The 23074-nt window shown below is 42.1% G+C and carries 22 protein-coding genes; 8 read left to right on the forward strand and 14 right to left on the reverse strand.

The window, feature by feature from the left end; translation table 11 throughout:
- Positions 1-8 precede the first annotated feature (8 nt).
- From lptB to PP181_RS14790, 4 genes are read right to left on the reverse strand one after another with little or no spacing between them, the layout of a single operon-like run.
- Positions 9-749 (reverse strand): LPS export ABC transporter ATP-binding protein, encoded by a 741-nt coding sequence (gene lptB / locus PP181_RS14775; RefSeq protein WP_138257642.1) that lies wholly within the window; start codon positions 747-749, stop codon positions 9-11.
- Between the two features lie 51 nt (positions 750-800).
- The gene (locus PP181_RS14780) at positions 801-1151 is read right to left on the reverse strand and encodes a carboxymuconolactone decarboxylase family protein (protein ID WP_154916662.1); all 351 of its coding nucleotides are present in this window, start codon (positions 1149-1151) and stop codon (positions 801-803) included.
- Entirely contained in the window at positions 1135-1986 is an 852-nt protein-coding gene (gene tatC, locus PP181_RS14785) for a twin-arginine translocase subunit TatC (protein WP_138257644.1), read from the reverse strand. The genes PP181_RS14780 and tatC overlap by 17 nt, the downstream gene beginning before the upstream one ends.
- The gene (locus PP181_RS14790) at positions 1986-2951 is read right to left on the reverse strand and encodes a KpsF/GutQ family sugar-phosphate isomerase (RefSeq protein WP_138257645.1); all 966 of its coding nucleotides are present in this window, start codon (positions 2949-2951) and stop codon (positions 1986-1988) included. The genes tatC and PP181_RS14790 overlap by 1 nt, the downstream gene beginning before the upstream one ends.
- A 197-nt stretch (positions 2952-3148) precedes the next feature.
- On the opposite strand from PP181_RS14790, the gene recQ reads away from it, so the two are divergent.
- Positions 3149-5347 carry a DNA helicase RecQ gene (recQ, locus tag PP181_RS14795; protein ID WP_154918454.1) on the forward strand — a complete coding sequence of 733 codons (2199 nt, stop codon included), beginning with the start codon at positions 3149-3151 and terminating at the stop codon, positions 5345-5347.
- Positions 5348-5352: 5 nt separating this feature from the next.
- Here the strand turns inward: recQ and PP181_RS14800 are convergent, their stop codons facing one another.
- Positions 5353-6408: a S66 peptidase family protein gene (locus PP181_RS14800; protein WP_272637657.1), complete on the reverse strand. Its 1056-nt coding sequence runs from the start codon at positions 6406-6408 to the stop codon at positions 5353-5355.
- Positions 6409-6526: 118 nt separating this feature from the next.
- Here PP181_RS14800 and PP181_RS14805 point away from each other — a divergent pair, with 118 nt between their 5' ends.
- On the forward strand, positions 6527-7039 hold the full coding sequence (locus PP181_RS14805; protein ID WP_138257647.1) for a fasciclin domain-containing protein: 513 nt from the start codon (positions 6527-6529) through the stop codon (positions 7037-7039).
- Positions 7040-7108: 69 nt separating this feature from the next.
- Here the strand turns inward: PP181_RS14805 and PP181_RS14810 are convergent, their stop codons facing one another.
- The 4 genes from PP181_RS14810 to PP181_RS14825 all read right to left on the reverse strand — a co-directional run bounded on the left by PP181_RS14810 (position 7109) and on the right by PP181_RS14825 (position 10692).
- Positions 7109-8353: a carboxypeptidase-like regulatory domain-containing protein gene (locus PP181_RS14810; protein WP_419776391.1), complete on the reverse strand. Its 1245-nt coding sequence runs from the start codon at positions 8351-8353 to the stop codon at positions 7109-7111.
- A 211-nt stretch (positions 8354-8564) separates the two neighbouring features.
- Positions 8565-9302 (reverse strand): 23S rRNA pseudouridine(2604) synthase RluF, encoded by a 738-nt coding sequence (gene rluF / locus PP181_RS14815; RefSeq protein WP_154916658.1) that lies wholly within the window; start codon positions 9300-9302, stop codon positions 8565-8567.
- Positions 9303-10442, reverse strand: coding sequence for a serine hydrolase (locus PP181_RS14820; RefSeq protein ID WP_272637659.1), 1140 nt, complete (start codon positions 10440-10442; stop codon positions 9303-9305).
- Positions 10443-10449: 7 nt separating this feature from the next.
- The gene (locus PP181_RS14825; RefSeq protein ID WP_138257651.1) at positions 10450-10692 is read right to left on the reverse strand and encodes a hypothetical protein; all 243 of its coding nucleotides are present in this window, start codon (positions 10690-10692) and stop codon (positions 10450-10452) included.
- Between the two features lie 192 nt (positions 10693-10884).
- Between PP181_RS14825 and PP181_RS14830 the strand changes: the two genes are divergently transcribed.
- The 6 genes from PP181_RS14830 to PP181_RS14855 all read left to right on the forward strand — a co-directional run bounded on the left by PP181_RS14830 (position 10885) and on the right by PP181_RS14855 (position 18136).
- A complete protein-coding gene (locus PP181_RS14830) occupies positions 10885-11763 on the forward strand; it encodes a peptidyl-prolyl cis-trans isomerase (protein ID WP_272637660.1) in 879 nt (292 codons plus the stop codon).
- Positions 11750-13177 (forward strand): peptidylprolyl isomerase, encoded by a 1428-nt coding sequence (locus PP181_RS14835; RefSeq protein ID WP_138257653.1) that lies wholly within the window; start codon positions 11750-11752, stop codon positions 13175-13177. The genes PP181_RS14830 and PP181_RS14835 overlap by 14 nt, the downstream gene beginning before the upstream one ends.
- Before the next feature lie 2 nt (positions 13178-13179).
- A complete protein-coding gene (locus PP181_RS14840) occupies positions 13180-14133 on the forward strand; it encodes an AAA family ATPase (protein WP_154916649.1) in 954 nt (317 codons plus the stop codon).
- 182 nt (positions 14134-14315) lie between these two features.
- Positions 14316-16589, forward strand: a complete 2274-nt coding sequence (locus PP181_RS14845) for an aconitate hydratase (protein WP_272637661.1) — start codon at positions 14316-14318, stop codon at positions 16587-16589.
- Between the two features lie 198 nt (positions 16590-16787).
- A complete protein-coding gene (locus tag PP181_RS14850; protein WP_317129169.1) occupies positions 16788-17342 on the forward strand; it encodes a TlpA family protein disulfide reductase in 555 nt (184 codons plus the stop codon).
- Between the two features lie 86 nt (positions 17343-17428).
- Entirely contained in the window at positions 17429-18136 is a 708-nt protein-coding gene (locus PP181_RS14855; protein WP_272637662.1) for a DUF3291 domain-containing protein, read from the forward strand.
- On the opposite strand, the gene PP181_RS14860 is transcribed toward PP181_RS14855, so the two are convergent.
- The 5 genes from PP181_RS14860 to PP181_RS14880 form a co-directional block, all read right to left on the reverse strand.
- Positions 18133-18768 (reverse strand): carotenoid biosynthesis protein, encoded by a 636-nt coding sequence (locus PP181_RS14860; protein WP_272637664.1) that lies wholly within the window; start codon positions 18766-18768, stop codon positions 18133-18135. The genes PP181_RS14855 and PP181_RS14860 overlap by 4 nt on opposite strands.
- Positions 18761-20239: a 1-hydroxycarotenoid 3,4-desaturase CrtD gene (gene crtD / locus PP181_RS14865; protein ID WP_154916641.1), complete on the reverse strand. Its 1479-nt coding sequence runs from the start codon at positions 20237-20239 to the stop codon at positions 18761-18763. Before crtD ends, PP181_RS14860 begins: the two co-directional genes overlap by 8 nt.
- Positions 20240-20242: 3 nt before the next feature.
- Positions 20243-20689: a sterol desaturase family protein gene (locus tag PP181_RS14870; RefSeq protein ID WP_154916639.1), complete on the reverse strand. Its 447-nt coding sequence runs from the start codon at positions 20687-20689 to the stop codon at positions 20243-20245.
- On the reverse strand, positions 20690-21529 hold the full coding sequence (locus PP181_RS14875) for a phytoene/squalene synthase family protein (RefSeq protein WP_138257661.1): 840 nt from the start codon (positions 21527-21529) through the stop codon (positions 20690-20692).
- 86 nt (positions 21530-21615) lie between these two features.
- A complete protein-coding gene (locus tag PP181_RS14880) occupies positions 21616-23073 on the reverse strand; it encodes a phytoene desaturase family protein (protein ID WP_272637666.1) in 1458 nt (485 codons plus the stop codon).
- Between the last annotated feature and the right edge of the window lies 1 nt (position 23074).

Here is a 23074-nt window from a genome sequence, read left to right on the forward strand (position 1 = left end):
AAAACAACTCAAAAATCGAGCTTCTTTTTTCTCAGCTCGAAGTTTTGGCCCAAATATACCTTTCGTACCATTTCATCGGCGGCCAGGTCTTCTGGTATTCCCGACTTAAGAATACCTCCTTCGAACATGAGGTAGGAACGTTCCGTAATGGCCAAGGTCTCCTGAACGTTGTGGTCCGTAATCAAAATACCGATATTCTTGTTCTTTAATTGGGCTACGATGCGTTGGATATCCTCCACGGCTACGGGGTCCACCCCGGCAAATGGCTCATCAAGCAATATGAATTTTGGGTCGGTCGCCAAAGCCCTGGCAATTTCCGTACGTCGTCGTTCCCCACCGGATAATAGGTCACCACGATTTTTACGGATGTGTCCCAGACCGAATTCCTCGATCAGGGATTCCATCTTCATGAGCTGCTCCTTTTTACTCAGCTTGGTAAGCTGGAGAACGCTCAGGATATTCTTTTCAATACTCAATTTCCTAAATACAGAAGCCTCTTGTGCCAAATACCCAATACCGTTCTGGGCACGTTTGTACATAGGGAAATTGGTAATCTCCATGCTGTCCAAATAGATATTTCCACCATTCGGCTTGATGAGTCCTACGATCATGTAAAAAGAAGTGGTCTTACCGGCACCATTTGGACCTAAAAGCCCTACAATCTCACCTTGATTTACCTCAAGGGAAATGCCCTTAACGACCTGGCGGCCACGGTAGGACTTCATAATATTTTCTGCTCTTAGCTTCATTTTTTCAAATCTAATCCTTCTTACTGGCGGGAAAAAGCAATTATAAAATCTTTAACCTTGATTTTCCTCCAACGCTTCCCAATATTCGTAGGCTCTTCGTAAGTGGGGAATTACTATGGTTCCGCCTACCAAGGTGGCAATACCCAAAGTTTCCATGACCTCTTCTTTAGTAGCCCCTTCCTTAAAGGAACTTTCCAAATGGTATTTTACGCAATCATCGCATCGTAGCACTGCGGAAGCGACCAATCCCAATAGTTCCTTGGTCTTTACGTCCAAAGCGCCGGGAGCATAGGCGTTGGTATCCAAATTAAAGATACGTTTGATTATCTTATTATTGTCCGCTAATAGCTTCTCGTTCATTTTGGAACGATAGGCATTAAATTCCTCAACTGGATTTGACATTTCTTTTGGCTCTTTTTGCTTCCCTTTTAGCTTCGCTTTTCAGTACTCTGGCGGAAATATAAATACTCACTTGATACAATATAAGTACCGGAATTGCCACTATGATTTGACTGGCAACATCGGGAGGTGTAATCACTGCGGACAGGATCAATACTATTACCAATGCTATTTTTCGGTATTTCCTCATGATTTCAGGTGTTACCAACCCTACCTTGGTGAGGAAATAAATAATAATGGGTAGTTCAAACAGCACACCACAAGCAAGTACTGCGGACCTTACGGTACCAATATAAGAATCCAAATCAAATTCGTTTAAAACGCGTTCACTTACCTGATAGGTTCCCAAAAAGTTTATTGATAATGGGGCTACGACATAATAACCGAACAAAACTCCAAGAAAGAATAGAACAGAGGCGATTAAAATAAAGCCTTTGGAGTGTTTGCGTTCCTTTTCATATAGCCCAGGACTAATGAACTTCCAAAGTTCATAGAGGATATAGGGAAACCCAATTATAATTCCTGCCCAAATAGCCGTCCAAATATCCGCTGAAAATTGACCGGACATGGTCCTACTTTGAATAGTGAAAGGTAATTGATCCTTACAGAAGTCGGATTCAATCCCAATGTATGTAGCCGCCCTACAAAAGAATTTATAAGTTGGAAAATCCATTTGCGAAGGTCCAAAGATGATGACGTCAAAAATGAACCTACTAAATACAAAGGCTACGACGCCAATGATTACTACCGCCAAGGTAGATCGTATTAAATGCCATCTTAGTTCTTCCAGATGGTCCAGAAAGGACATCTCATCTGGGGAAGTCGTACTTTTTGCCATTATATGATACCTTCGTTTATAAGGTTATGTAAATGGATCACGCCGCTATATTCGCCTTTTTCCATGGCCAATAATTGGGAGATGCCTTTTTGCTGCATCACTTCCAATGCCTTAATGGCGAGGGTGTCCATCTCAATTGTTTTTGGTTGTGTGGTCATGATATCGGCTGCAGTTAGCCCCTTGATATTATCATGATTGTTCAGCATTCTACGGATATCACCATCGGTTACGATGCCTACTACTTTTTTGTCATCCAGAACAGCGGTAACCCCCAACATTTTTTCGGATATTTCCACGATAACCTGCTTGACATCGGCGGAAACCTGAACCGCTGGTATTTGGTTGTTGCGGGCAATATCGGCTACCCTTAAATACATTCTTTTGCCCAAAGCCCCTCCTGGATGGTACTTGGCAAAGTCGGCACTACTAAAACCTCTCAGTTCCAAAAGAACAATGGCCAAGGCATCGCCCATCACCAATTGCGCCGTAGTACTTGTTGTGGGTGCCAGATCGTTGGGGCACGCCTCCTTTTCCACAAAGGTGTTCAAGACAAAATCCGCCTGTTTCGCCAAGAAGGATTCCAGGTTTCCTGTCATCCCGATCAGGGTATTTTTGCCCCTTTTGATGAGAGGTACCAACATCTTAATTTCTGGAGTACTGCCACTTTTGGAAATGCAAATCACTACATCGTCATCCTGGATGGTTCCCAAATCTCCGTGAATGGCATCGGCCGCATGCATAAAAATGGCAGGAGTGCCCGTGGAGTTCAGCGTTGCGACAATTTTTGAGGCAATAATGGCGCTTTTTCCAATACCAGAAATAATCACGCGTCCCTTGGAATTCAAGATACAATCGACGGCATTGGAAAAATTCGTGTCCAATAAGGTTGCCAAGTGCCCAATAGCATCCCGTTCCTTCTCAATAGTCCTTTTCGCCAACTCAAGAATTGTGCTCTTGGATGTCAATGTATTATTTAATTTTATCAATGGTATTCTTGTGAAGATGTGTTATCTTTAAGATTACAAAATTACGTAAACTTAATTTGATTGGGTATCTATCCATCAATATTTTAGTTCTATCAGATTGTTTGAAATAATTATTTAATTTCTTTCGGGGTCGGGGCCATTCGCCATAATCCGACGCTGTAAATTTGAAATACTGTATAAGTTTGAATGAGATTGATATACATGCCGCGCTAAAAAAATATTTTGGTTTTTCTCAGTTTAAAGGACTTCAAGAAGGCGTTGTAAAAAATATTTTGGAGGGACGGAACACCTTTGTAATTATGCCTACGGGCGGAGGAAAGTCCTTGTGCTATCAATTGCCTGCGCTTATGCAGGAAGGAACGGCCATAGTGGTCTCCCCTTTGATAGCTTTGATGAAAAATCAAGTGGATGCCATGCGGGGTGTTTCGGCCGAAATGGGAATTGCCCACGTACTTAATTCTTCCTTGAACAAAACCGAAATCAAACAGGTTAAAAAGGATATTACGGACGGTACCACTAAATTGCTCTACGTGGCACCGGAATCGCTTACAAAGGACGAGAACGTAGAGTTTCTGCGTTCGGTTAAAATATCCTTTGTAGCCGTGGACGAAGCCCATTGCATTTCAGAATGGGGCCATGACTTTAGACCGGAATATCGAAACTTAAAAGCCATCGTTGCCAGATTGGGAGAGGATATACCTATGATCGGTCTCACGGCCACCGCAACCCCAAAAGTGCAGGAGGATATCATCAAAAACCTTGGTATTACCGATGCCACCGTTTTTAAAGCATCCTTTAACCGTCCCAATCTGTTCTACGAAGTGCGGACCAAGACGGACAATGTGGATGCGGATATCATCCGATTCATAAAGCAGAACGAAGGCAAATCCGGCATTGTATATTGTTTGAGCCGTAAGAAAGTTGAGGAGCTCGCCCAAGTGCTTCAGGTAAATGGAATCAGTGCCGTTCCGTATCACGCGGGTTTTGATGCCAAGACCCGATCCAAATACCAGGACATGTTCCTGATGGAAGATGTAAATGTAGTAGTAGCCACAATCGCCTTTGGGATGGGAATAGACAAACCAGATGTAAGGTATGTCATCCATCACGATATCCCCAAAAGTATCGAAAGCTATTATCAGGAAACCGGTAGGGCCGGTAGGGACGGGGGCGAAGGCCACTGTTTGGCCTTTTATTCATATAAGGATATTGAAAAATTGGAAAAATTCATGTCCGGAAAACCGGTTGCGGAACAGGAAATAGGCAATGCCTTGTTGCAGGAGGTAGTTGCCTACGCCGAAACTTCCATGTCCCGCCGAAAATTCATGCTCCATTATTTTGGGGAGGAGTTCGATGAGATAAACGGCGATGGTGCCGATATGGATGACAACACCCGAAATCCCAAGGAAAAGGTGGAGGCCAAGGACGATGCCCTTAAATTGCTTAGGGTGGTCCAGGGAACCAGTGAAAAATTCAAATCAAAGGAAATAGTCAATACCCTTAGAGGAAAAAACAACGCATTGATAAGTTCCCACAAAACCAATGAAAAAGAGTTTTTTGGGATTGGGTCCGACAAGGATAAGAGCCATTGGATGGCCTTGATCAGGCAGTTTTTGGTTGCAGGTTATATACGCAAGGACATCGAACAATACGGAGTACTGCACCTAACCGAAAAAGGCCAGGAGTTTTTGAATAATCCGCACTCCTTCTTGATGACAAAAGACCACGTTTATAATGCCGAAAATGACAACGCGATTGTTGGGGCCTCCAAAGGCGGTGGTGTTGCCGATGAAAAATTGCTCAAGCAATTGAAGGACCTGAGAAAGTCCCAGGCCAATAAACTAGGGGTGCCCCCATTTGTAGTCTTTCAAGACCCCTCATTGGAGGACATGGCACTTAAATATCCGATTTCCTTGGAAGAACTACTCAATGTCCATGGTGTGGGCGAGGGCAAGGCCAAAAAGTACGGTACCCCTTTCGTGTCCTTTATCGCATCGTATGTAGAAGAAAATGATATCATCCGTCCAGATGACCTTGTGGTAAAAAGTACCGGGGCCAATTCAGGGTTGAAATTGTACATTATCCAAAATGTGGATAGGAAACTACCGCTGGATGACATCGCTTCGGCCAAAGGTTTGGAAATACCTGAACTCATCAAGGAAATGGAACAAATTGTCTACAGCGGCACCAAGCTGAATTTGGATTATTGGATAGATGAGGTCTTGGACGAAGACCAACAGGAGGAAATCCACGAATATTTTCTAGAAGCGGAAACTGACAACCTGGAAGAGGCCATGAAGGAATTTGATGGTGAATATGAGGATGAGGAATTACGACTCTACAGGTTGAAATTTATCAGTGAAGTGGCGAATTAGGATTGTTATTTTGTAACTGGTTTTTGAATTATTTTCAATTTTAAACGGTCTGCATCAAAATATGCTTCCATTCCTATGGGAAAGGTAAAGTTCTGTTCCACATGTCCAAAGCTAAAGCCATAAGCTGCGGGAATTTCCAGTGGTTTTATCCTATCCAGTATTACTTCCTTTAAGGTAAAAGAATTGGGATTGTTACTTGTATTGCATCCTTTGCATACTCCAAAAAGGATGCCCGAAGCCTTTTTAAACGTTTTACCTTCAATTAATTGGGTTAACATCCTATCGATTCGATACGGTGACTCCTCCACATCCTCTATACATACGATCTTATCCGTAAAGTCAATTTCATGGGGCGTACCTATGAGGGCATTGATCAAAGTAAGGCTTCCGCCGCAAAGTTCACCTTTTGCCTCGCCCGGGTTTATGGTATAGCGTTCATATTCCGCATCTATAAGCTGTTCCTTCGTAAGCTTGGCATTTCGTATCACCCTATTTTCTTTGGGCTTTTGAACGATATCGATGAGTGACTTTTGGGAATAACCATCATCAAGGGTACTTCCTACCGGTCCATGAAAAGTGATAAGACCGGTCATTTGATGAATACCGTTCAAAAGAGCGGTAACATCGCTAAAGCCAATTAGGGCCTTGGGATTGGAGGCTATCACCCCATAATCTATCAAATGCATGATTCTGGTGCATCCGTATCCTCCTCGTATACAAAGTATGCCGTCCACAACTTTATTTTCGAACATATGGTTGAGATCGGTTGCCCGTTCTTCATCGGTATTACTGAAATAACCATATGGTTTGGATAGCCTTTCCGTACAATAGACATTATATCCCATTTTTCGTAGCACCGACTTGGCCTTGGTCAAGGTTTCTTCGGCAAATCGGTATCCAGGGGCTATCAATCCAATGGTGGCACCTTTTTTTAAGGGCTTCGGATACAATTTACCTGTTAGTTTGAGCGGGTCTGCAGTTTTGGAAAACCCTTTTCCGGATACAATTTGATAGGCTGATAGGCTTAGGGCGGCGGTTAGGAACTTTCTTCTAGGTAACATTGGCTAGGTATTAAAACAATTTAATAATGTTTAACTATTTTAAAAATTAATTAAACAAAAATTAAGATTATGCTATGAATCAATCGCATACATTTGGATAAATCTAAAAAAAAGAACTATGAAAATTTTAAAAATTACCACAGTATGCGCTTTCCTTCTTTGTTTGACCGCGGGTTTTTCCCAATCGGACAATATCGTAGGGGTCGCCGCAGGAAACGAGAATTTTACCACGTTGGTAACCGCTGTTAAATCTGCCGATTTGGTAGGAACCTTAAGTAGTGAAGGTCCTTTTACAGTGTTTGCGCCAGTGAACAGTGCCTTTAGTGCCTTGCCCGATGGTACAGTTGAAAGTCTTTTGAAGCCGGAAAACAAGTCTACGTTACAAGGAATATTGACCTATCACGTAGTATCCGGTGAGTATATGGCCAAGGACGTAATCAAGGCGATAAACGATAACAATGGCGAATTCAATGTTAAGACGGTTGCGGGAGGTGATATTACCCTATCTTTGTCAGACGGAAATGTGATGTTGAAAGATGCCAAAGGTGGCATGGCCAAAGTTGTAATGGCCGATGTTGATGCCTCAAACGGTGTAGTACATGCCATTGATGGCGTGGTAATGCCTAAATAAGGTTATTTTGCCTTACAAAAAAGCCGTTGCAAATTTTTGCAACGGCTTTTTTCTTAACATTCATCTGGTTTATTGCGATGCGGCCGAGGTACCGCCGTCAATTTTCCCTCTTTTCAATTGCCGTTGAATTTTACGAATCGCGGATTCAATGGATTTTTCAGGTTCGATGATGTTGTATTCTCCCCAAAAATCAGGGTCGGCAAAACCTATGGCCTCATCGGTCAGGATAATATCGGATTTAATTCGGTCCTTATATTTTGGAATCTCGTTACTCAAGTTCTCTTCCCAATCCGTTATGGCCATTTCACAGCTCATGCTATAAACGGAATTAAAAAGCCTTTTGTCCCAATTGATTTTAAACTCCATCAACACGTTGCTATAACCATAGTACCATTTCCCATCTTTTTCGCGGTAATCTACCCTGTAGGCGACCTCCGTGGGCCAAACATCCGCATTTCTTGGTTTCTTTCTCACGAACATTTGAGCGGCAAGATCTCGATCAGTTATATTAAGGGAATAAATGGCACTGGTCAATATTTTATTGTCCACATCTATGTATAGTTTTCCCGTATAGAGGGGGTCTATTATCCCCGGTTTTTGGGTGAAATCTATCACATAGATTAATTTATCGTCTACCCTCGTAGAATTTGAGAATGAAAAATCATAGTACTCGAACATATCGGCCGCAAAAATATAATCGGGATATTTTACCATATCCACGAACAAAGCGTTGAAAGGACCGCCTTGAAGCTTCAAAGCAAGCGTGTCCAATTTACTGTAGTCCGTGCTTTTACGTGCTTTAAAAAGTTTCAGCGCATCACTTTTATTACTGGAGTAGGGGGCCTTGTAAATATTTACTACAGCCTCGGAAAGACTCACGTTCTGCCTCCTTCTTTTTATGGTTTCCCTGTAAAAGGCCGTCATCACGGTGGGATTATCGATATAGTTTTCCCCCCGTTTTTTCAAGGTTTCCCTAACCAGTGCCCTGGCATCTTTCGGTATACTGAGGCTTACTTCGGACAGTTGCGTGACGAGTTCCGTCATACCAATTTCATTGCCTTCGGATTTAAATTGCAACATGGGGATTCGTTTGGTCCTGTAACCTAAAAACGATACGATGACATTTTCACTAGTGTTGGAATCCGGCACCTTTAGTGAAAATTCACCTTCTGTGTTCGTAATTGTACTAATATTGGTATTTTCCAACGTAAGGGTCGCAAAAACCAATGGTTTTTTGGTTTCGCTGTCATACACTTCCCCTAGATATTCTTTGAAGCCTTCTTCTTGGGAAAACAGTCCGATACTTATAAACATAAAGGTAAAAAACCATCCAATCCTTGGATTGAAAACGTCTTTCATTTTTTGGAGATTTATTTTCTTGTTCATATCAATTTGATTTTAAGCAATCTTTGGGAACAATTCCCTTTTTCCTACCTAAAATAGTGATATTAAGAGTGATATAAAATAAATTTTAGTTAAAATAACTGGTTTTGTAATTTTTGCCGAAGTCGGAATACGGCATGTATTATCCTTTGTGGGTCTTGGAAGAACGACTGACCAATCTTTGAATTTCCTTTAATTCAGAAGCGGTAAGATCGCGCCATTTTCCCACGGGTACATCCAAGGTAACGTTCATAATCCGAATTCGCTTCAATTTTTTTACCCGATAGTCCAAGTATTCGCACATGCGCCTAATCTGTCGGTTCAAGCCTTGGGTAAGGATAATCCTAAATTGATATTTACTGACCTGATGTACTTCGCATTTTCGGGTGACGGTATCTAAAATAGGCACCCCGTTTCGCATTTTCTTTAGAAATTCGGGAGATATGGGCTTATCCACGGTAACCAAGTATTCCTTTTCATGATTGTTTCGGGCCCGTAAAATCTTGTTTACGATATCGCCGTCGTTCGTGAGGAAAATCAAACCTTCGCTCGGTTTGTCCAACCTACCGATGGGAAAAATCCTTTTTGGATAATTGATGAAATCTATGATATTGTCCTTTTCCACGCCCGTGTCCGTTGTACAAACGATTCCAACGGGTTTATTAAACGCGAGGTATACCGGTTTTTCTTTAGGTTCGGAAATCGATTCGCCATCCACCTGTACCAAATCCCCTTCGGATATCTTGGTGCCCATTTCAGGAACTTTTCCATTGATGGTTACGCGCCCTTGTTCTATTAGCTTATCGGCCTCCCTACGGGAACAATAACCGACTTCGCTCAGATATTTGTTGATACGGGTTTGTTTGGGTGCTTCTGGCATCTATCTCTTTCTTTCTAGTTCCAATCTGTGGATTTCCCTTCCCAGTTCGGCTAAAAAGGGAATACCTATTTCATTGTATTCATAGGCATCGTCATTGAAGATTCCATCCTTGTTTACCAAAATGGTCGCCGTGAGCATAAAATCCACCTTGTTTTTAGTGTCCTTGATGTAGGCGCAATCGGTCAGCGTACCATAGGCAAACCCCACCTTATTGTAGATTTCCATATGGGAAGGTATGGTATCCTTGGTGTCTCCGTATATGAAAAATTTACAATAACCATCATAATATTCCGTAGGGTCATAGCCCGCATTTCTTGGGAGTATCTTCATCGCTTCCAGTAAAAACGCATGTTGATCTGGGGACAGGTTGAATCGCTGTTCCGGACGGAATTGTTCAGGGAATATCACCCGCTTTAGGACACCGTGTTGGGCCTCAATGGGGTAGTAGTTTTTCAATGAAAAATCAAATGGATCCTCCATCAAAGTATCGTCTTCATAGTAGCCTATTCCTTTACGAATGTTTTTCAGGGATAACCGTATTGGAGCCAAATTTATACTAGGTTTCGTTATGCCAGTGGTACTATCGTTCAAATAGATGATCAAAGGTTTGGTTTCCAGGTCTTCCGAGTGATAGCCCAGTCTATGTGAGATACGGACGGGTTCTACGCCCTTTTCCCGTAATGAAGCGTTTATGGCATCCTGTCCCAACAGTTCCACCAATCGGTTGTTGGCCAAATTGTCGCTAACGCTGAAAATTTCTACAACATCCTTGGAGAATGTCGATTCTAGGGTGTCGCCTTCCACATAATAACGTACCTCCCTGTTCAGGGTATCCGTCTCGTTCAATCGTTCCAAGCCCAGTACTGCTATGGGAAATTTGACCGTGCTGGCGGGATAGAAGTAAGCGTTCTTATCCACCTGAAAATCATAATCGATAAAAAAAATACTGTCGTTTTTCCTATCGATTTTGGTATACCTGATCTGGACTTCGTACCGATCAAGGCTATCCATGACCCTCTTTATTTTCGGGTTGTTGGAACTTAGTGCAACTTCCAAAAGGTTATCGTTCACCGGTTCGTTCGAACAGGAAAAAAATAACCCAATGATCAAAAGGCCCAAGAGCCTTAATGATATATACAACGTGTGATTAATTTTCAACATAAACTTCCCCTCTATGTGGTTTTAATCGATCCCGCATGGCAATCATATCCCGTTCATGAACGACCAGGAAGGCTATACTGTGCATATCGTTCAATTCCGTGAAACCCGTTGTGATCGCCGCTACCTTTTCCAAGGTAATGAATTCCTTGAGATGAATTTCATGGTGCTCTGCGGTCTTGTGCGCGGCGGGACCCCTAAAGTCCCAAATCAATTTGATCTGTCTTTCCAAAATAATAAACTAATGGGTATCAAAATTAACATTTGGACCTTATTTTTCCATGGATTTCAAAACTTTTGTTGCGTTTGTCCAACTTTTTGAATGCAATTTTTCTAGGATTATCGCCTTATTCTGTTAAGGAAAACCCATAGCGTTTGTTCGGGATATTGTATTTGCTATTTTTGCAGGATGTGTAGTTCTCAAATGATACAACGGGGAGTCCTTTATTTGTTGATGGCGGTAGGAACTGTTTGTATCCTCGTTTCATGCGAGGGGTATTTCAACAAAAAAGAGGAAAAGGAGCCGTTGGCCAGGGTGGGCGAGTTGTATCTGTACAAAGAGGACCTAAAACCACTTCTTAAGGAGGGAATGTCAAAAGGGGACAGTGCTTCTTTCGTAACCAATTATATCAATAACTGGGCCTCCAAACAACTACTGCTTTCCAAGTCCAAGATCAACCTACCGGAGGAAAAGCTCCGGGAATTCGATGCTTTGGTCGATGCGTATAGAACAGACCTGTACACCAGGGCCTATCAAGAAGCTTTGGTATCACAGGGGACGGACACATTAATTTCCGAAACCCAATTACAGGAATTCTATGACAGACAAAAGGAAAATTTCAAATTAAAGGAGCGTATCGTGCGCATTCGTTTTGTGCAATTGCCCCTTAATTTTTTGAATCAGGACGAAGTTAAGAAGCGATTGCGAAGTTTTGACGAGGAGGATTTGATTTATTTGGATTCCATTGGGGTACAATTTAAGAAGCTGAATTTTAACGATTCTATTTGGGTGAGTTCTTCCAGGATATTTGAGGAAATTCCACCCATAACCTTTGATAATCAGGATAGATACTTAAAAAATTCACAATTTTTTGAATTACAGGATTCAATCGGGGTATATTTGGGCAAAATAGAGGAAGTAAAGGATGTCAATGATATCGCACCACTTTCATACATTGCACCTACCATAAAGCAAGTTTTATTAAGTCGCAGAAAAATCGACTACCTGCGAAAACTAGAAACCGAAATCATAGATGAAGCAATCAGAGAAAAAGAATTTGAGGTTTACAATGACAACAAGTAGGAGACTGTTGACCTTTTTGGCAAGTATCTTTTGTGCAATTTTGACGGCCCAGGAGAATACGGAAGAAGGCGCGGAGGCATCGGCAAGTGTTGAAACTCCCTCTAAGAAAGACTCCACAAACTTTAAGCGGATCAAATTGGACGGAATCGCCGCCGTAGTGGGTGATTATGTAATCTTGGATTCCGATATCGAAAAAACCCTCATCGATTTAAAAAGTCAGGGTGCATCCACGGAAGATATTACGCACTGTAGCCTTTTGGGCAAGCTGATGGAAGATCGATTATACGCACATCAGGCCGTACAGGACAGTATTTTGGTTTCGGATGACGAGGTGAATGCCACGGGCGAGCGTCAATTACAGTCCCTGGTGCAGCAGATCGGTTCTATGGAGAAGGTCTTGAAGTACTATAAAAAGGAGGACGAGCAAAGTTTTAGGGAGGAGTTGTTCAAAATCAACAAGCTACGAATGCTGTCCGAAAAAATGCAGCAGGATATTGTTTCAGAAATAGAGATAACCCCAGAGGAAGTACGTCAATTCTTTAACAAGATTCCTGAAAACGAACGGCCTGTTTTTGGTGCCGAATTGGAAATCGCCCAGATTGTGAAGGCTCCGGAGCCTTCACAGGAAGAAAAGCAGAAGGTGATAGACAAGCTCAATGAAATAAAGGCCGATGTTGAGGACAACGATGCCAGTTTTAGCGTAAAGGCCATTTTATATTCGCAAGATCCTGGCTCTAAATCCAAAGGTGGATTTTATAGTATAACCAAGGACACAGGATTTGATAAGACATTTAAGGATGTAGCTTTCAGCCTAAGGGAAGGGGAGGTTTCGGAGCCTTTTGAGACTATGTTTGGGTTTCATATTATTTACATTGAAAAAATAAGGGGCCAGGAGCTCGATCTAAGACATATTTTGATTCAGCCCGAAATTTCGGATAAGGCCTTGGCCGAGGCTAAATCGGAATTGGACAGCATACGTCAGAAAATTATAGAGGGGAAATTTACCTTCGCTGAGGCGGCCCTGAACTTTTCGGACGAAAAGGAGACTAAATTCGATGGTGGCTTGCTAAGAAACCCGCAGGATTTCAGTTCCCGTTTTGAACTTACTAAAATGGATCCTACCTTGTACAATCAGGTACGTGATTTGCAGGACGACCAAATATCCTATCCCATTTTGGAAGCTGACCCAAGGGGAGGTCCATCCAAGTACAAAATTCTTAAGGTGACCAATCGATATGACGAACACGTTGCCGATTTTGCTAAGGACTACACCAAAATTCAACAACTTGCCCTAACAGAAAAGCAATATAATGCCATCAAGGAATGGATGGAAGATCATATTGAAGATACGTATATTAGCGTAAGCGATGCCAACAGGGATTGTGATTTTGCCAATAACTGGGTAAAGGAATAAATATGTCAGATGTTGCTGCCGTTAAATTATTGGTCGAAAAACATAATGCCTTAAAGAAGGAAATAGCCAAGGTAATCGTTGGCCAGGAAGCCGTTATAGACCAAATATTGCTCTCCATCTATACAGGAGGACATTCCCTTTTAATCGGTGTTCCGGGGTTGGCCAAGACCTTGATGGTGAACACCATTGCCCAAGCCCTAGGATTGGATTTCAAGCGCATCCAGTTTACGCCGGATCTCATGCCCAGCGATATCTTGGGTAGTGAGGTTTTGGACCAGAACAGAAATTTTAAGTTCATCAAGGGCCCTGTTTTTTCCAATATTATTTTGGCCGATGAGATCAATAGAACCCCACCCAAAACGCAGGCTGCCCTTTTGGAGGCCATGCAGGAAAGGGCGGTTACCATTGCGGGCCATCAATATAAATTGGATTTGCCCTATTTTGTTTTGGCTACCCAAAACCCCATAGAGCAGGAGGGAACCTATCCCTTGCCCGAAGCGCAGTTGGACCGTTTTATGTTCGCGATAGAATTGAAGTATCCAAGTATTGAGGAAGAGGTCATGGTCGTAAAAAATACGACTTCAACAACCAAATACCATGTGGAGCCGCAGTTCAACGCCCAGCAAATATTGGAAGTACAGGAATTGGTCCGTAAAATTCCCGTTCCTGACAATGTTGTGGAGTATGCGGTAAAATTGGTCAACAAGACCCGACCAAATTTGGAATCCGCCTCGGATTATGTAAAACAATACGTTGATTGGGGAGCGGGCCCGCGCGCCTCCCAAAACTTGATCCTGGCAGCGAAGGCGAATGCCGCCATCAGCGGAAAATTTTCACCGGATTTCGAGGACGTACAGAAAGTTGCCTATGGTATCCTAAAACACAGGATCATAAAAAACTACAAGGCAGAGGCCGAGGGTATTTCCGAAGAGGCAATTATCAAGCAGCTACTATAATTTCCAAAACCCGAAAATCTTTTTTCCGCAAGATTTAAGCGTCTTTGAGCGTTAAATTCGGTATTCCGTAAATCTAATTTTCTGGGAATGGCAAAAAAGGGTTTATTCCTTTGTTTAAAATTTTAATTGCGCCTTAGATTTTCTTAATTTTACGGAATTGCTTTAACATTAAATAGAGAAATATGGCATTTGATATTGATATGATTAAAGGGGTGTACGCCAATATGGCTGAGCGGGTGGATAAGGCCCGTGAAATTGTGGGAAAACCACTGACCCTTTCGGAGAAGATTTTGTACGCTCACTTGTGGGACGGTACTCCCACTAAGGCCTTTGTTAGAGGCAAGGATTATGTTGATTTCGCTCCGGATCGTATTGCTTGTCAGGATGCAACGGCTCAAATGGCCTTATTACAGTTCATGCAAGCCGGAAAACCAAAGGTGGCGGTGCCTACCACCGTGCATTGTGATCACTTGATCCAGGCGAAAAGTGGTGCTGCTGCAGATTTGAAGACGGCCAATTCCACGAGTGCGGAAGTATTTGATTTTTTGGAATCCGTTTCCAATAAATATGGTATCGGGTTTTGGAAACCTGGTGCCGGAATCATTCACCAAGTGGTATTGGAAAATTATGCATTTCCAGGTGGCATGATGATAGGAACCGATTCCCACACCGTGAATGCAGGTGGTTTGGGAATGGTGGCAATTGGTGTAGGTGGTGCCGACGCCGTCGACGTCATGGCCGGAATGGCTTGGGAGCTAAAGTTTCCAAAGTTGATAGGGGTTCGTTTGACCGGGAAAATTTCAGGTTGGACCGCTCCAAAGGATGTAATTCTTAAAGTTGCCGAAATTCTTACCGTGAAGGGAGGAACCGGAGCTATTGTTGAATATTTCGGTCCCGGTGCCAAGGCGCTTTCCTGTACGGGGAAAGGAACCATATGTAACATGGGAGCCGAAATTGGGGCTACAACATCGACCTTTGGTTATGACGACTCCATGGAAAGATATTTGAGGGCCACGGATAGGTCTGATGTTGCCGATGCCGCCAATAAAGTACGGGAGTATCTTACTGCCGATGAAGAGGTATATGCCAATCCGGAACAGTATTTTGATCAAGTCATCGATATCGACCTTTCAAAACTGAATCCATTGTTGAACGGTCCTTTTACGCCGGATTTGTCCACTCCCGTCGGCAAGGAAATGACCAAGAAAGCCACGGAAAACGATTGGCCAATGCAGGTAGAATGGGGACTTATAGGTTCGTGTACCAACTCATCTTATGAAGATTTGTCAAGAGCTTCCTCTATTGCGCAACAGGCTTTGGATAAGAAACTAAAGACAAAGGCGGAATTTGGAATTAACCCAGGTTCTGAACAAGTACGTTTCACGGCGGAACGGGATGGTATCCTTGGCATATTCGAGAAATTGGATGCCAAGATATTTACGAACGCCTGCGGACCGTGTATCGGACAGTGGGCGCGTTACAGTGATCCAAAGAATGCACCCAAGAACAGCATCGTTCATTCCTTCAACAGAAACTTTGCAAAACGTGCGGATGGAAACCCAAATACCCATGCATTTGTGGCTTCCCCAGAAATTACCGCTGCCATAGCGATAGCGGGCAGGTTGGATTTCAACCCAATGACGGATACCTTGATCAATGAGGATGGCGAGGAAGTACGATTTGAGGAACCAACAGGATGGGAATTGCCACCCAAAGGTTTTGAAGTGGAAGATGCCGGTTATCTAGCGCCCAAAGAGGATGGTTCCAGTGTAAAGGTAGTTGTGGATCCAACCTCGGAAAGGTTACAGCTTTTGGATCCTTTCGAGCCCATCCAGAATGAGTCGTTACAAAACGTCAAATTGTTGATAAAAGCTTTTGGAAAGTGTACCACGGACCATATTTCCATGGCCGGACCTTGGTTACGCTTTAGGGGCCATTTGGACAATATCGCCAATAATACCTTGATCGGTGCGGTAAACGCTTTTAATCAAAAGACGAATTTAGTAAAGAATCAGTTGACTGGTGAATACGAAGGTGTGCCCGATACCCAAAGGGCCTACAAGGCGAAGGGAATAAAATCCATGGTTGTTGGTGACCACAACTATGGGGAAGGCTCGTCCAGGGAGCACGCTGCCATGCAGCCAAGACATCTTGGTGTAGCAGCGGTTTTGGTAAAATCCTTTGCTCGTATCCATGAAACAAACTTGAAGAAGCAAGGGATGTTGGCTTTGACTTTTGCCAATGAGAATGACTACGAGTTGATTCAGGAGGACGATACCTTCAATTTTGTTGATATAACCGATTTTGCTCCGGACACTCCGTTGACCATTGAGATTGTTCATGCCGATGGTTCCAAGGACACCATAAAGGCAAACCATACCTATAACGATGCACAAATTGGATGGTTTAGGGAAGGTTCCGCTTTGAATGTTATCAAGAAGCAGAATGCAGCATAATCTAGTAGTAATCTACCACTGGGCGATCCCATGAGGCATTCGCGGTAGATGCACTTTTTTTTCGAGGCCTGCCCGACAGGTGTTCAGGCGGGCAAGCCTTGAAGTATTGAACCCCTTGGCGGTGCCAATAAAATAAATTAGGAAAACTCCCGAAACTATTCGGGAGTTTTTTAGTTTTGGGTATTCCATAAACTGAAGATGAAGAAACAAACATTTTTCACACTTTTGATCATCGCATTTGTGTTGTCCTTCTTTGTAACCCCCCTTGGTGATTATAGCAAGATTCTTTTAAATAGATGGTTGGCCATGGCACCTACCATAATAACTCCGGAAAAGAGGGGTAAAATATCCAGCTACGATTGGACACTAAAGGATGAAGATTGGAAGCTCTTCAGTTTTGAGGAGGCTAAAGGCAATGTGGTGTTTATTTCTTTTTGGACCTCTTGGCATATGCCATCACAAGCTCAGTTAAAGGATATCCAAAGTCTATACGAAAAGTATAAGGGTAGGGTTAATTTCTATATCATTACCAATGAGGAGCGGGCCCCTGTGGAACTGTTTATGGAAGAGCATGGGTATACGTTTCCTGTTACGTACAGGATTGTGGGTGAAGACAGTCCGGTTACTATATTAAAACCGCCCGGATCCTATATAATCGATAAAAACGGTTTCATAGCCGTTCATCAAAATGCGATTGCCGATTGGGACAATTCTGCTGTGGATGCATTGTTGGAGGAGCTAATATCGGAATAAAACGAAACGGGTTTCCATAAAAAAACAGCAACAATATTCATTTTGTATCTTAGATATTCCTAAATGGCAATTTTCAGGAATATCGTATGTCCCAAATCACAACACTCACTTTTTTTAGATATACCAATTTTAGCAGTAAGTTATGGGCCTTTGGCGAAATGCAATTTGCACATGCAGGGCTTTCCAAAGTAGAAGGTCTTCAAATGTACAAACTTATGGGAAGCGGTAGAGAAGGCTTTAATCCCTTACCGGATTGGTCTGTTTATGGCTTGCTTCAGATATGGAAAAATGAAACTTGTGCTAACGAGTTTTTCAATGCCTCGACTATTATGCAACGTTATTTGGGGAAAAGTGAAGAAAGATGGACGGTTTACATGAAAAACACTACGGCAAAGGGGGATTGGGATGGTAATAATCCTTTTATCAAAAGTGAATCTTTGGAAGAAGCGAATCCGTACATTGCCGTAATCACCAGGGCGACAATCAAAACAAGAATGCTCCTTAAATTTTGGAAATATGTTCCAACATCCCAAAAATCCCTAGCTGGTAATAGGGGTCTTTTATTTACAAAGGGGATAGGTGAGGTCCCTTTTTTACAAATGGCAACATTCAGTATTTGGAGTGATAAGGAATCCCTTATGCAATTTGCCTACGCGAGCAAAGAACACCAAAAAGCGATCCAAAAAACAAGGCAGTTGAATTGGTATAAGGAAGAACTTTTTTCCAGGTTTCAGCCTTACAGGTCCATAGGCACTTGGATGGGCAAAAACCCACTATATGACTTAGAAAATTAGAAAAGGAAAAACCCAAAGAAAACAAGTTGGGCCAAATACAGATGGATTGAAAATTGTTTATTTCCCTCTATTTTTAAGACCCTTAGTAGTATCTGGAACAAAATCGCCAAGGCGAACCATGTCGTATAATTTTCAAGCGGTGCCATACCACCTTCAAAAGTCCAAAAATCGAATACTGGGGCATTGTGCTCCATAAAAAAATCAAGTAAAACCATAAGGCCCGCGGCCAATATAATCTTGGGGATGGATTTTAATTTGGTATAATCAAGCATACTTGCCGTGATAAAAGTAAGAAGGGCCCAGTATGTACCAATCAAATAAGGAACCCCGTCAAGTTTTGGGCCTAGGTTATTCCCATATGCATACTCCCCAAACAAAATTCCATAGTGTACCCCAAGCCATTCGGCAAACATGCCACCACAAAAAAACAAGACAAAGGCAAAGGACTTTATTGGAGTATTGATGGGATAAATAAATAAAAAGAGCGTTAAACTGATTATTAGGTTCAAAGGGGTTTTTTGAATAAACCATTCCAAATCCCCCGAAGCGATTCCAATAATGGCCGAAATATGAAATAACCATACGATGCCAATAGCTATGAGGACCTTATATTTGGATAGGGTTTCAAGCATTTGGAATGGGGGTTGGAACCAAATCGGAAACAATTTTCGCGGATAAAAGACAAAGGGGAATCCCCCCACCTGGATGTACGGATCCTCCACAGAAATATAAATTTTCAATCGATTTTGAAAAATTCGCATGCCTTACAAAAGCGGCAAATTTATCATTACTTGCCGCGCCATAGAGGGCTCCCCGGAATGAACTTGTACTGCTTTCAATCCCAACAGGGTCCAAAATATGCTCCGTAGTTATGAATTCTTCAATGTTTGTCTTTAGGATCCTATTTATTTTGGAAACAATGTTCTTTCTCGCCACTTGTTTTAGCTCGCGCCAATCCTGCCCATAGTTTCCTGGAGCGTTTATCATCACGAACCAATTCTCATGACCCTCGGGCGCATCCTTGACCTCTTCTTTAGAGGTAATATTGATGTAGATGGTAGGGTCTGTGTATAGGGTCTTTTTGTCAAACAATGCCTGGAATTCATCGGGGTAGGAATCGGTAAACAGAATATTGTGCAAATCCAGTTGTGGAAATTCCTTTGAAATCCCCCAATAGAATATGAGTGCGGAACTTGAGCGTTCTTGTTCCAGGGTTTTTTTTGGATAGGGTTGGTCCTTCAGCAATTTTTTATAGGTAGGATACACATCCATGTTGGAAACCACAATATCGGCCTTATGCGCGACTCCCTTGGATAGTACGCCAATAGCCTTTTTATTTTTAACAATGATATTTTCTACCGGATGTCCAAACTTGAAGCTGACCCCTTTTTGTTTGGCAAATTCATATAACGAAAGACTAATGCTGTGCATTCCTCCCTTGGGAAAATAGGTGCCATAATGCATTTCCAAATGGGGAATCATGGACATGATGCCTGGGGTTTTATAGGGCGATGAGCCATTATACGTGGCATACCGATTAAAGAGTTGTACCAACTTTGGATTTCTAAAATACTGCTTATTGACCGAGTCTAAAGTGTCATTTAAGTGTAGTTTTCCAATTTGAAGGATGGACTTTATTGTTTGTGTTGATAGGTACGTGGAGAGCTTATGAAGGGACTTTTCCAAAAATAGGTCCACGGTCAAATCATACTTTTCGCGGTTTCTTTTTAAATAGGATTTTATTTTTTGTGGAGGTTCATTGAAACTCTCAGATGCGTCTTTTATAAACTTTTCTATATCCGATGCCACTGAAAATCGGTGTCCATCTTCCCAAAAATAATTACAGACAATTTGTTTTTTACTGTATTGAAAATAAGTTGGGAAATCCTCTTGATACAGTGCAAAAAGTTCGGTGACCAAATGGGGCATCGTGAACAAGGAGGGTCCCAGATCAAAACGGTAGCCATCCTGCTCGATAGCGTGAAGTTTACCTCCAGGGTAATCGTTGACTTCCAGAACCGTTACTCGATAACCTTTTTTGCGAAGTCTTAAGGAAGTGGCTAAACCACCAATGCCGGCACCGATTACCAAAGCATGGGGCATTGGCTATTTTTTAAAATATTTGAAGGGCACTACCAACATTCCAAAACATTCCCCGTCCTCTTTTCCCAGGTGCTTGTGATGGATTTTGTGGGCGCGTCGTACACCACGTGCATACCAATTATTTGCGTTACGGAAAATTTTGAATCTTTGGTGTATGAAGATGTCGTGTACAAAAAAATAGGCGATACCATAGGCCAAAATTCCAAAACCAAGAGGGTATCCATACCAAAATCCGTTTGCCCCAGTGTAAAACAGCGACATACTTACAATGGCGTAAAAAATAAAGAAGGCATCGTTTCTTTCAAACCAGGAATCATGATCTTTATGGTGATGGTCCTTATGCAAGGACCATAGGAATCCATGCATGATGTATTTATGGGTAAACCAAGCCATAAATTCCATGAAAGAGAATGTACCCAAAAAAATAATAATCCAAAGAAACGTATTCATCTAAACTAAGTTCATTTTATATTTAACATAAGACCTTGCCAGAAGACCGAATTTTTCATAATCAGGAACCCGTATACGGGTGCTTTTAATTTCCATGGACGGGGTGTTTTGTAGCTTTTTAAGAAGCCTAGTGTAATATCTATAGGCCGTATATACCCCGAATTTTGCCTCAATGGGCAGTTTTACGATACCTTTGTACCCCTCTTGAAAATCTCGTTGTATCTCTTGAACGATTTCCATTTTTGAATCTTCGTCCAGCGCAGCGAGATTTGCGTTTGGAAAATAGGTGCGGTTCAACTCCTCAAAATCGGCCTTTACGTCCCTTAGAAAATTTACCTTTTGAAAGGCAGAACCCAAGGCCATGGCAGATTCCTTCAGATTTTCGTAGGATTCATCACAGCCCTTGACAAATACTTTAAGGCACATAAGACCAACTACATCCGCGGAACCATAAATATATTCTTTATACTCGGCCTCGGTTTTGTAAACGTTCTTGGTCAAATCCGCCCGCATACTTTTCATAAAGGAATCAACTAAATGAATGGGGATGTTGTATTTATGGAACGTGTATTGGAACGAGTTTAGAATGGGGTTCAAACTTATTTTGTTTTCCAGTGCGGCGGCAAGTTCTTCCTCAAATTTATCGAATAAGGTCTTTTTATCATACTCGTGGAAGGTATCTACAATTTCATCTGCAAACCTTACAAAACCATAAATGTTGTATATGTCCCCACGTATGGAACCATGAAGCATTTTTGTTGCCAAGGCAAACGATGTACTGTATTTTTCGGTAACGATTTTACTACACTGGTAGGATACCTTGTCAAAAGTGATTTTCATGTGTTCATTTATATGGTTAAAGCTGTGGAATGGTACACCCAAATAATCCTTTTGCCGATTAAGGTCTGTACTTTCATAGCCTTAAGTTAGTTATTTTTAGTTAAAAGTTCAGAAACCAATTTTCCTGAAATTAAAGATGGAGGAACGCCAGGTCCAGGAACTGTAAGTTGCCCTGTGAAATAAAGGTTTTTAACCTTACCGCTCTTTAATTTTGGTCTGAGAAATGCGGTTTGAGATAGCGTATTCGCCATTCCATAGGCATTGCCTTTATAGGAATTGTACCGCTCCACAAAGTCATTTACACAGAAGGTTTCCTTAAAGCGAATTTTATCCAAGACTTTTTGACCTGTTTTTTCCTCAAACCTATCCATAATCAAGTCAAAATATTGCTCCCGAAGCGCTTCAGTATCCTCAAGCCCGGGTGCGATGGGAACCAAAAAGAATCCGGTCTCACATCCTTCGGGTGCCATACTTTCGTCCGTTATAGAAGGAAAATTGGCATAGAATAGGGGGCTTGTTGGCCATTGCGGGTTATCATAGATTTCCTCAGCATGGCGTTCAAAATCTGTATCAAAAAACAAATTGTGATGGTCCACATTCTTGAGCTTCCCGTCAAAAGCGATATAGAATAAGAGGGAAGAAGGCGCAAAGGTTTTTTTGTTCCAATATGCTTCGCTGTATTGCCTGTACTCCGCATCCAATAAACTTTCGGAGTGATGGTAATCGGCCCCGCTGACCACGATATCGGCCAAAATAGTGGAACCGTTACAAATGATGCCATTACAGATGTTTTTTGTAACCAAAATCTTTTCTACGTTGGCATGGGTATGAATCTTAACTCCCAATTCTTCTGCAAGACTTCCCATGGCCTCAATGATACGGTACATACCACCCTGGGGGTGCCAAGTGCCCAAACCGAAATCGGCGAAATTCATAAAGCTGTAAAAGGATGGCGTATCACTAGGCTTTGCGCCCAAAAACAGCACGGGGAACTCCAAGGTCGCAATAAGTTTTGGGTTTTTGAACTTTTTTCTAACTTCTGAACTAATTGTCTTAAAAAATTGATCAACCTTTAAAACCGTTTCCTTGGTGACCAATTCGAAAGGTGACAGTCCAGGCCTTAAAACGATTTTGTTTATGGCAATTTCATAGTTTTCCTGTGCCAGGGCGATAAATTTTCTTAGATGTACGGAACTTCCGGATTCGATACGTTCAAATTCGGTACATATCTTATCAATGCAGTCCCCTATGGTAATTACGTCATCGGCAAAAAAAATTTTATATGCGGGACTTAATTTGTCCAGTTGGTAGTAGTCTGAGGTCTTTTTACCAAAATCGCTGAAAAACTTCTCGAAAATATCGGGCATCCAATACCAGCTAGGGCCCATATCAAAGGTGAAGCCATCCTTTATCAATTGTGCGGCCCTTCCTCCAATGGATTCGTTTTTTTCGTAGATGGACACCTGATGACCGGCTTTGGCAAGATAGCAAGCTGCCGAAAGGGATGAAAAACCAGATCCAATGATAGCTATATTTTTTTCCATA

The organism is Maribacter sp. PR66, from assembly GCF_028464205.1.
Classification (GTDB): Bacteria; Bacteroidota; Bacteroidia; order Flavobacteriales; family Flavobacteriaceae; genus Maribacter; species Maribacter flavus.

What these genes read in the sequence shown, in the direction of transcription:
- PP181_RS14780 (WP_154916662.1), bottom strand. Translation starts at nt 1,151, where the DNA reads ATGTCAAATCCAGTTGAGGAATTTAATGCCTATCGTTCCAAAATGAAC.
- PP181_RS14860 (WP_272637664.1), bottom strand. Translation starts at nt 18,768, where the DNA reads ATGCTTGAAACCCTATCCAAATATAAGGTCCTCATAGCTATTGGCATC.
- PP181_RS14855 (WP_272637662.1), top strand. Translation starts at nt 17,429, where the DNA reads ATGTCCCAAATCACAACACTCACTTTTTTTAGATATACCAATTTTAGC.
- PP181_RS14810 (WP_419776391.1), bottom strand. Translation starts at nt 8,353, where the DNA reads ATGTTTATAAGTATCGGACTGTTTTCCCAAGAAGAAGGCTTCAAAGAA.
- PP181_RS14800 (WP_272637657.1), bottom strand. Translation starts at nt 6,408, where the DNA reads ATGTTACCTAGAAGAAAGTTCCTAACCGCCGCCCTAAGCCTATCAGCC.
- PP181_RS14835 (WP_138257653.1), top strand. Translation starts at nt 11,750, where the DNA reads ATGACAACAAGTAGGAGACTGTTGACCTTTTTGGCAAGTATCTTTTGT.
- crtD (WP_154916641.1), bottom strand. Translation starts at nt 20,239, where the DNA reads ATGCCCCATGCTTTGGTAATCGGTGCCGGCATTGGTGGTTTAGCCACT.
- PP181_RS14830 (WP_272637660.1), top strand. Translation starts at nt 10,885, where the DNA reads ATGATACAACGGGGAGTCCTTTATTTGTTGATGGCGGTAGGAACTGTT.
- PP181_RS14840 (WP_154916649.1), top strand. Translation starts at nt 13,180, where the DNA reads ATGTCAGATGTTGCTGCCGTTAAATTATTGGTCGAAAAACATAATGCC.
- PP181_RS14845 (WP_272637661.1), top strand. Translation starts at nt 14,316, where the DNA reads ATGGCATTTGATATTGATATGATTAAAGGGGTGTACGCCAATATGGCT.
- rluF (WP_154916658.1), bottom strand. Translation starts at nt 9,302, where the DNA reads ATGCCAGAAGCACCCAAACAAACCCGTATCAACAAATATCTGAGCGAA.
- PP181_RS14805 (WP_138257647.1), top strand. Translation starts at nt 6,527, where the DNA reads ATGAAAATTTTAAAAATTACCACAGTATGCGCTTTCCTTCTTTGTTTG.
- PP181_RS14880 (WP_272637666.1), bottom strand. Translation starts at nt 23,073, where the DNA reads ATGGAAAAAAATATAGCTATCATTGGATCTGGTTTTTCATCCCTTTCG.
- PP181_RS14875 (WP_138257661.1), bottom strand. Translation starts at nt 21,529, where the DNA reads ATGAAAATCACTTTTGACAAGGTATCCTACCAGTGTAGTAAAATCGTT.
- lptB (WP_138257642.1), bottom strand. Translation starts at nt 749, where the DNA reads ATGAAGCTAAGAGCAGAAAATATTATGAAGTCCTACCGTGGCCGCCAG.
- PP181_RS14850 (WP_317129169.1), top strand. Translation starts at nt 16,788, where the DNA reads ATGAAGAAACAAACATTTTTCACACTTTTGATCATCGCATTTGTGTTG.
- tatC (WP_138257644.1), bottom strand. Translation starts at nt 1,986, where the DNA reads ATGGCAAAAAGTACGACTTCCCCAGATGAGATGTCCTTTCTGGACCAT.
- PP181_RS14870 (WP_154916639.1), bottom strand. Translation starts at nt 20,689, where the DNA reads ATGAATACGTTTCTTTGGATTATTATTTTTTTGGGTACATTCTCTTTC.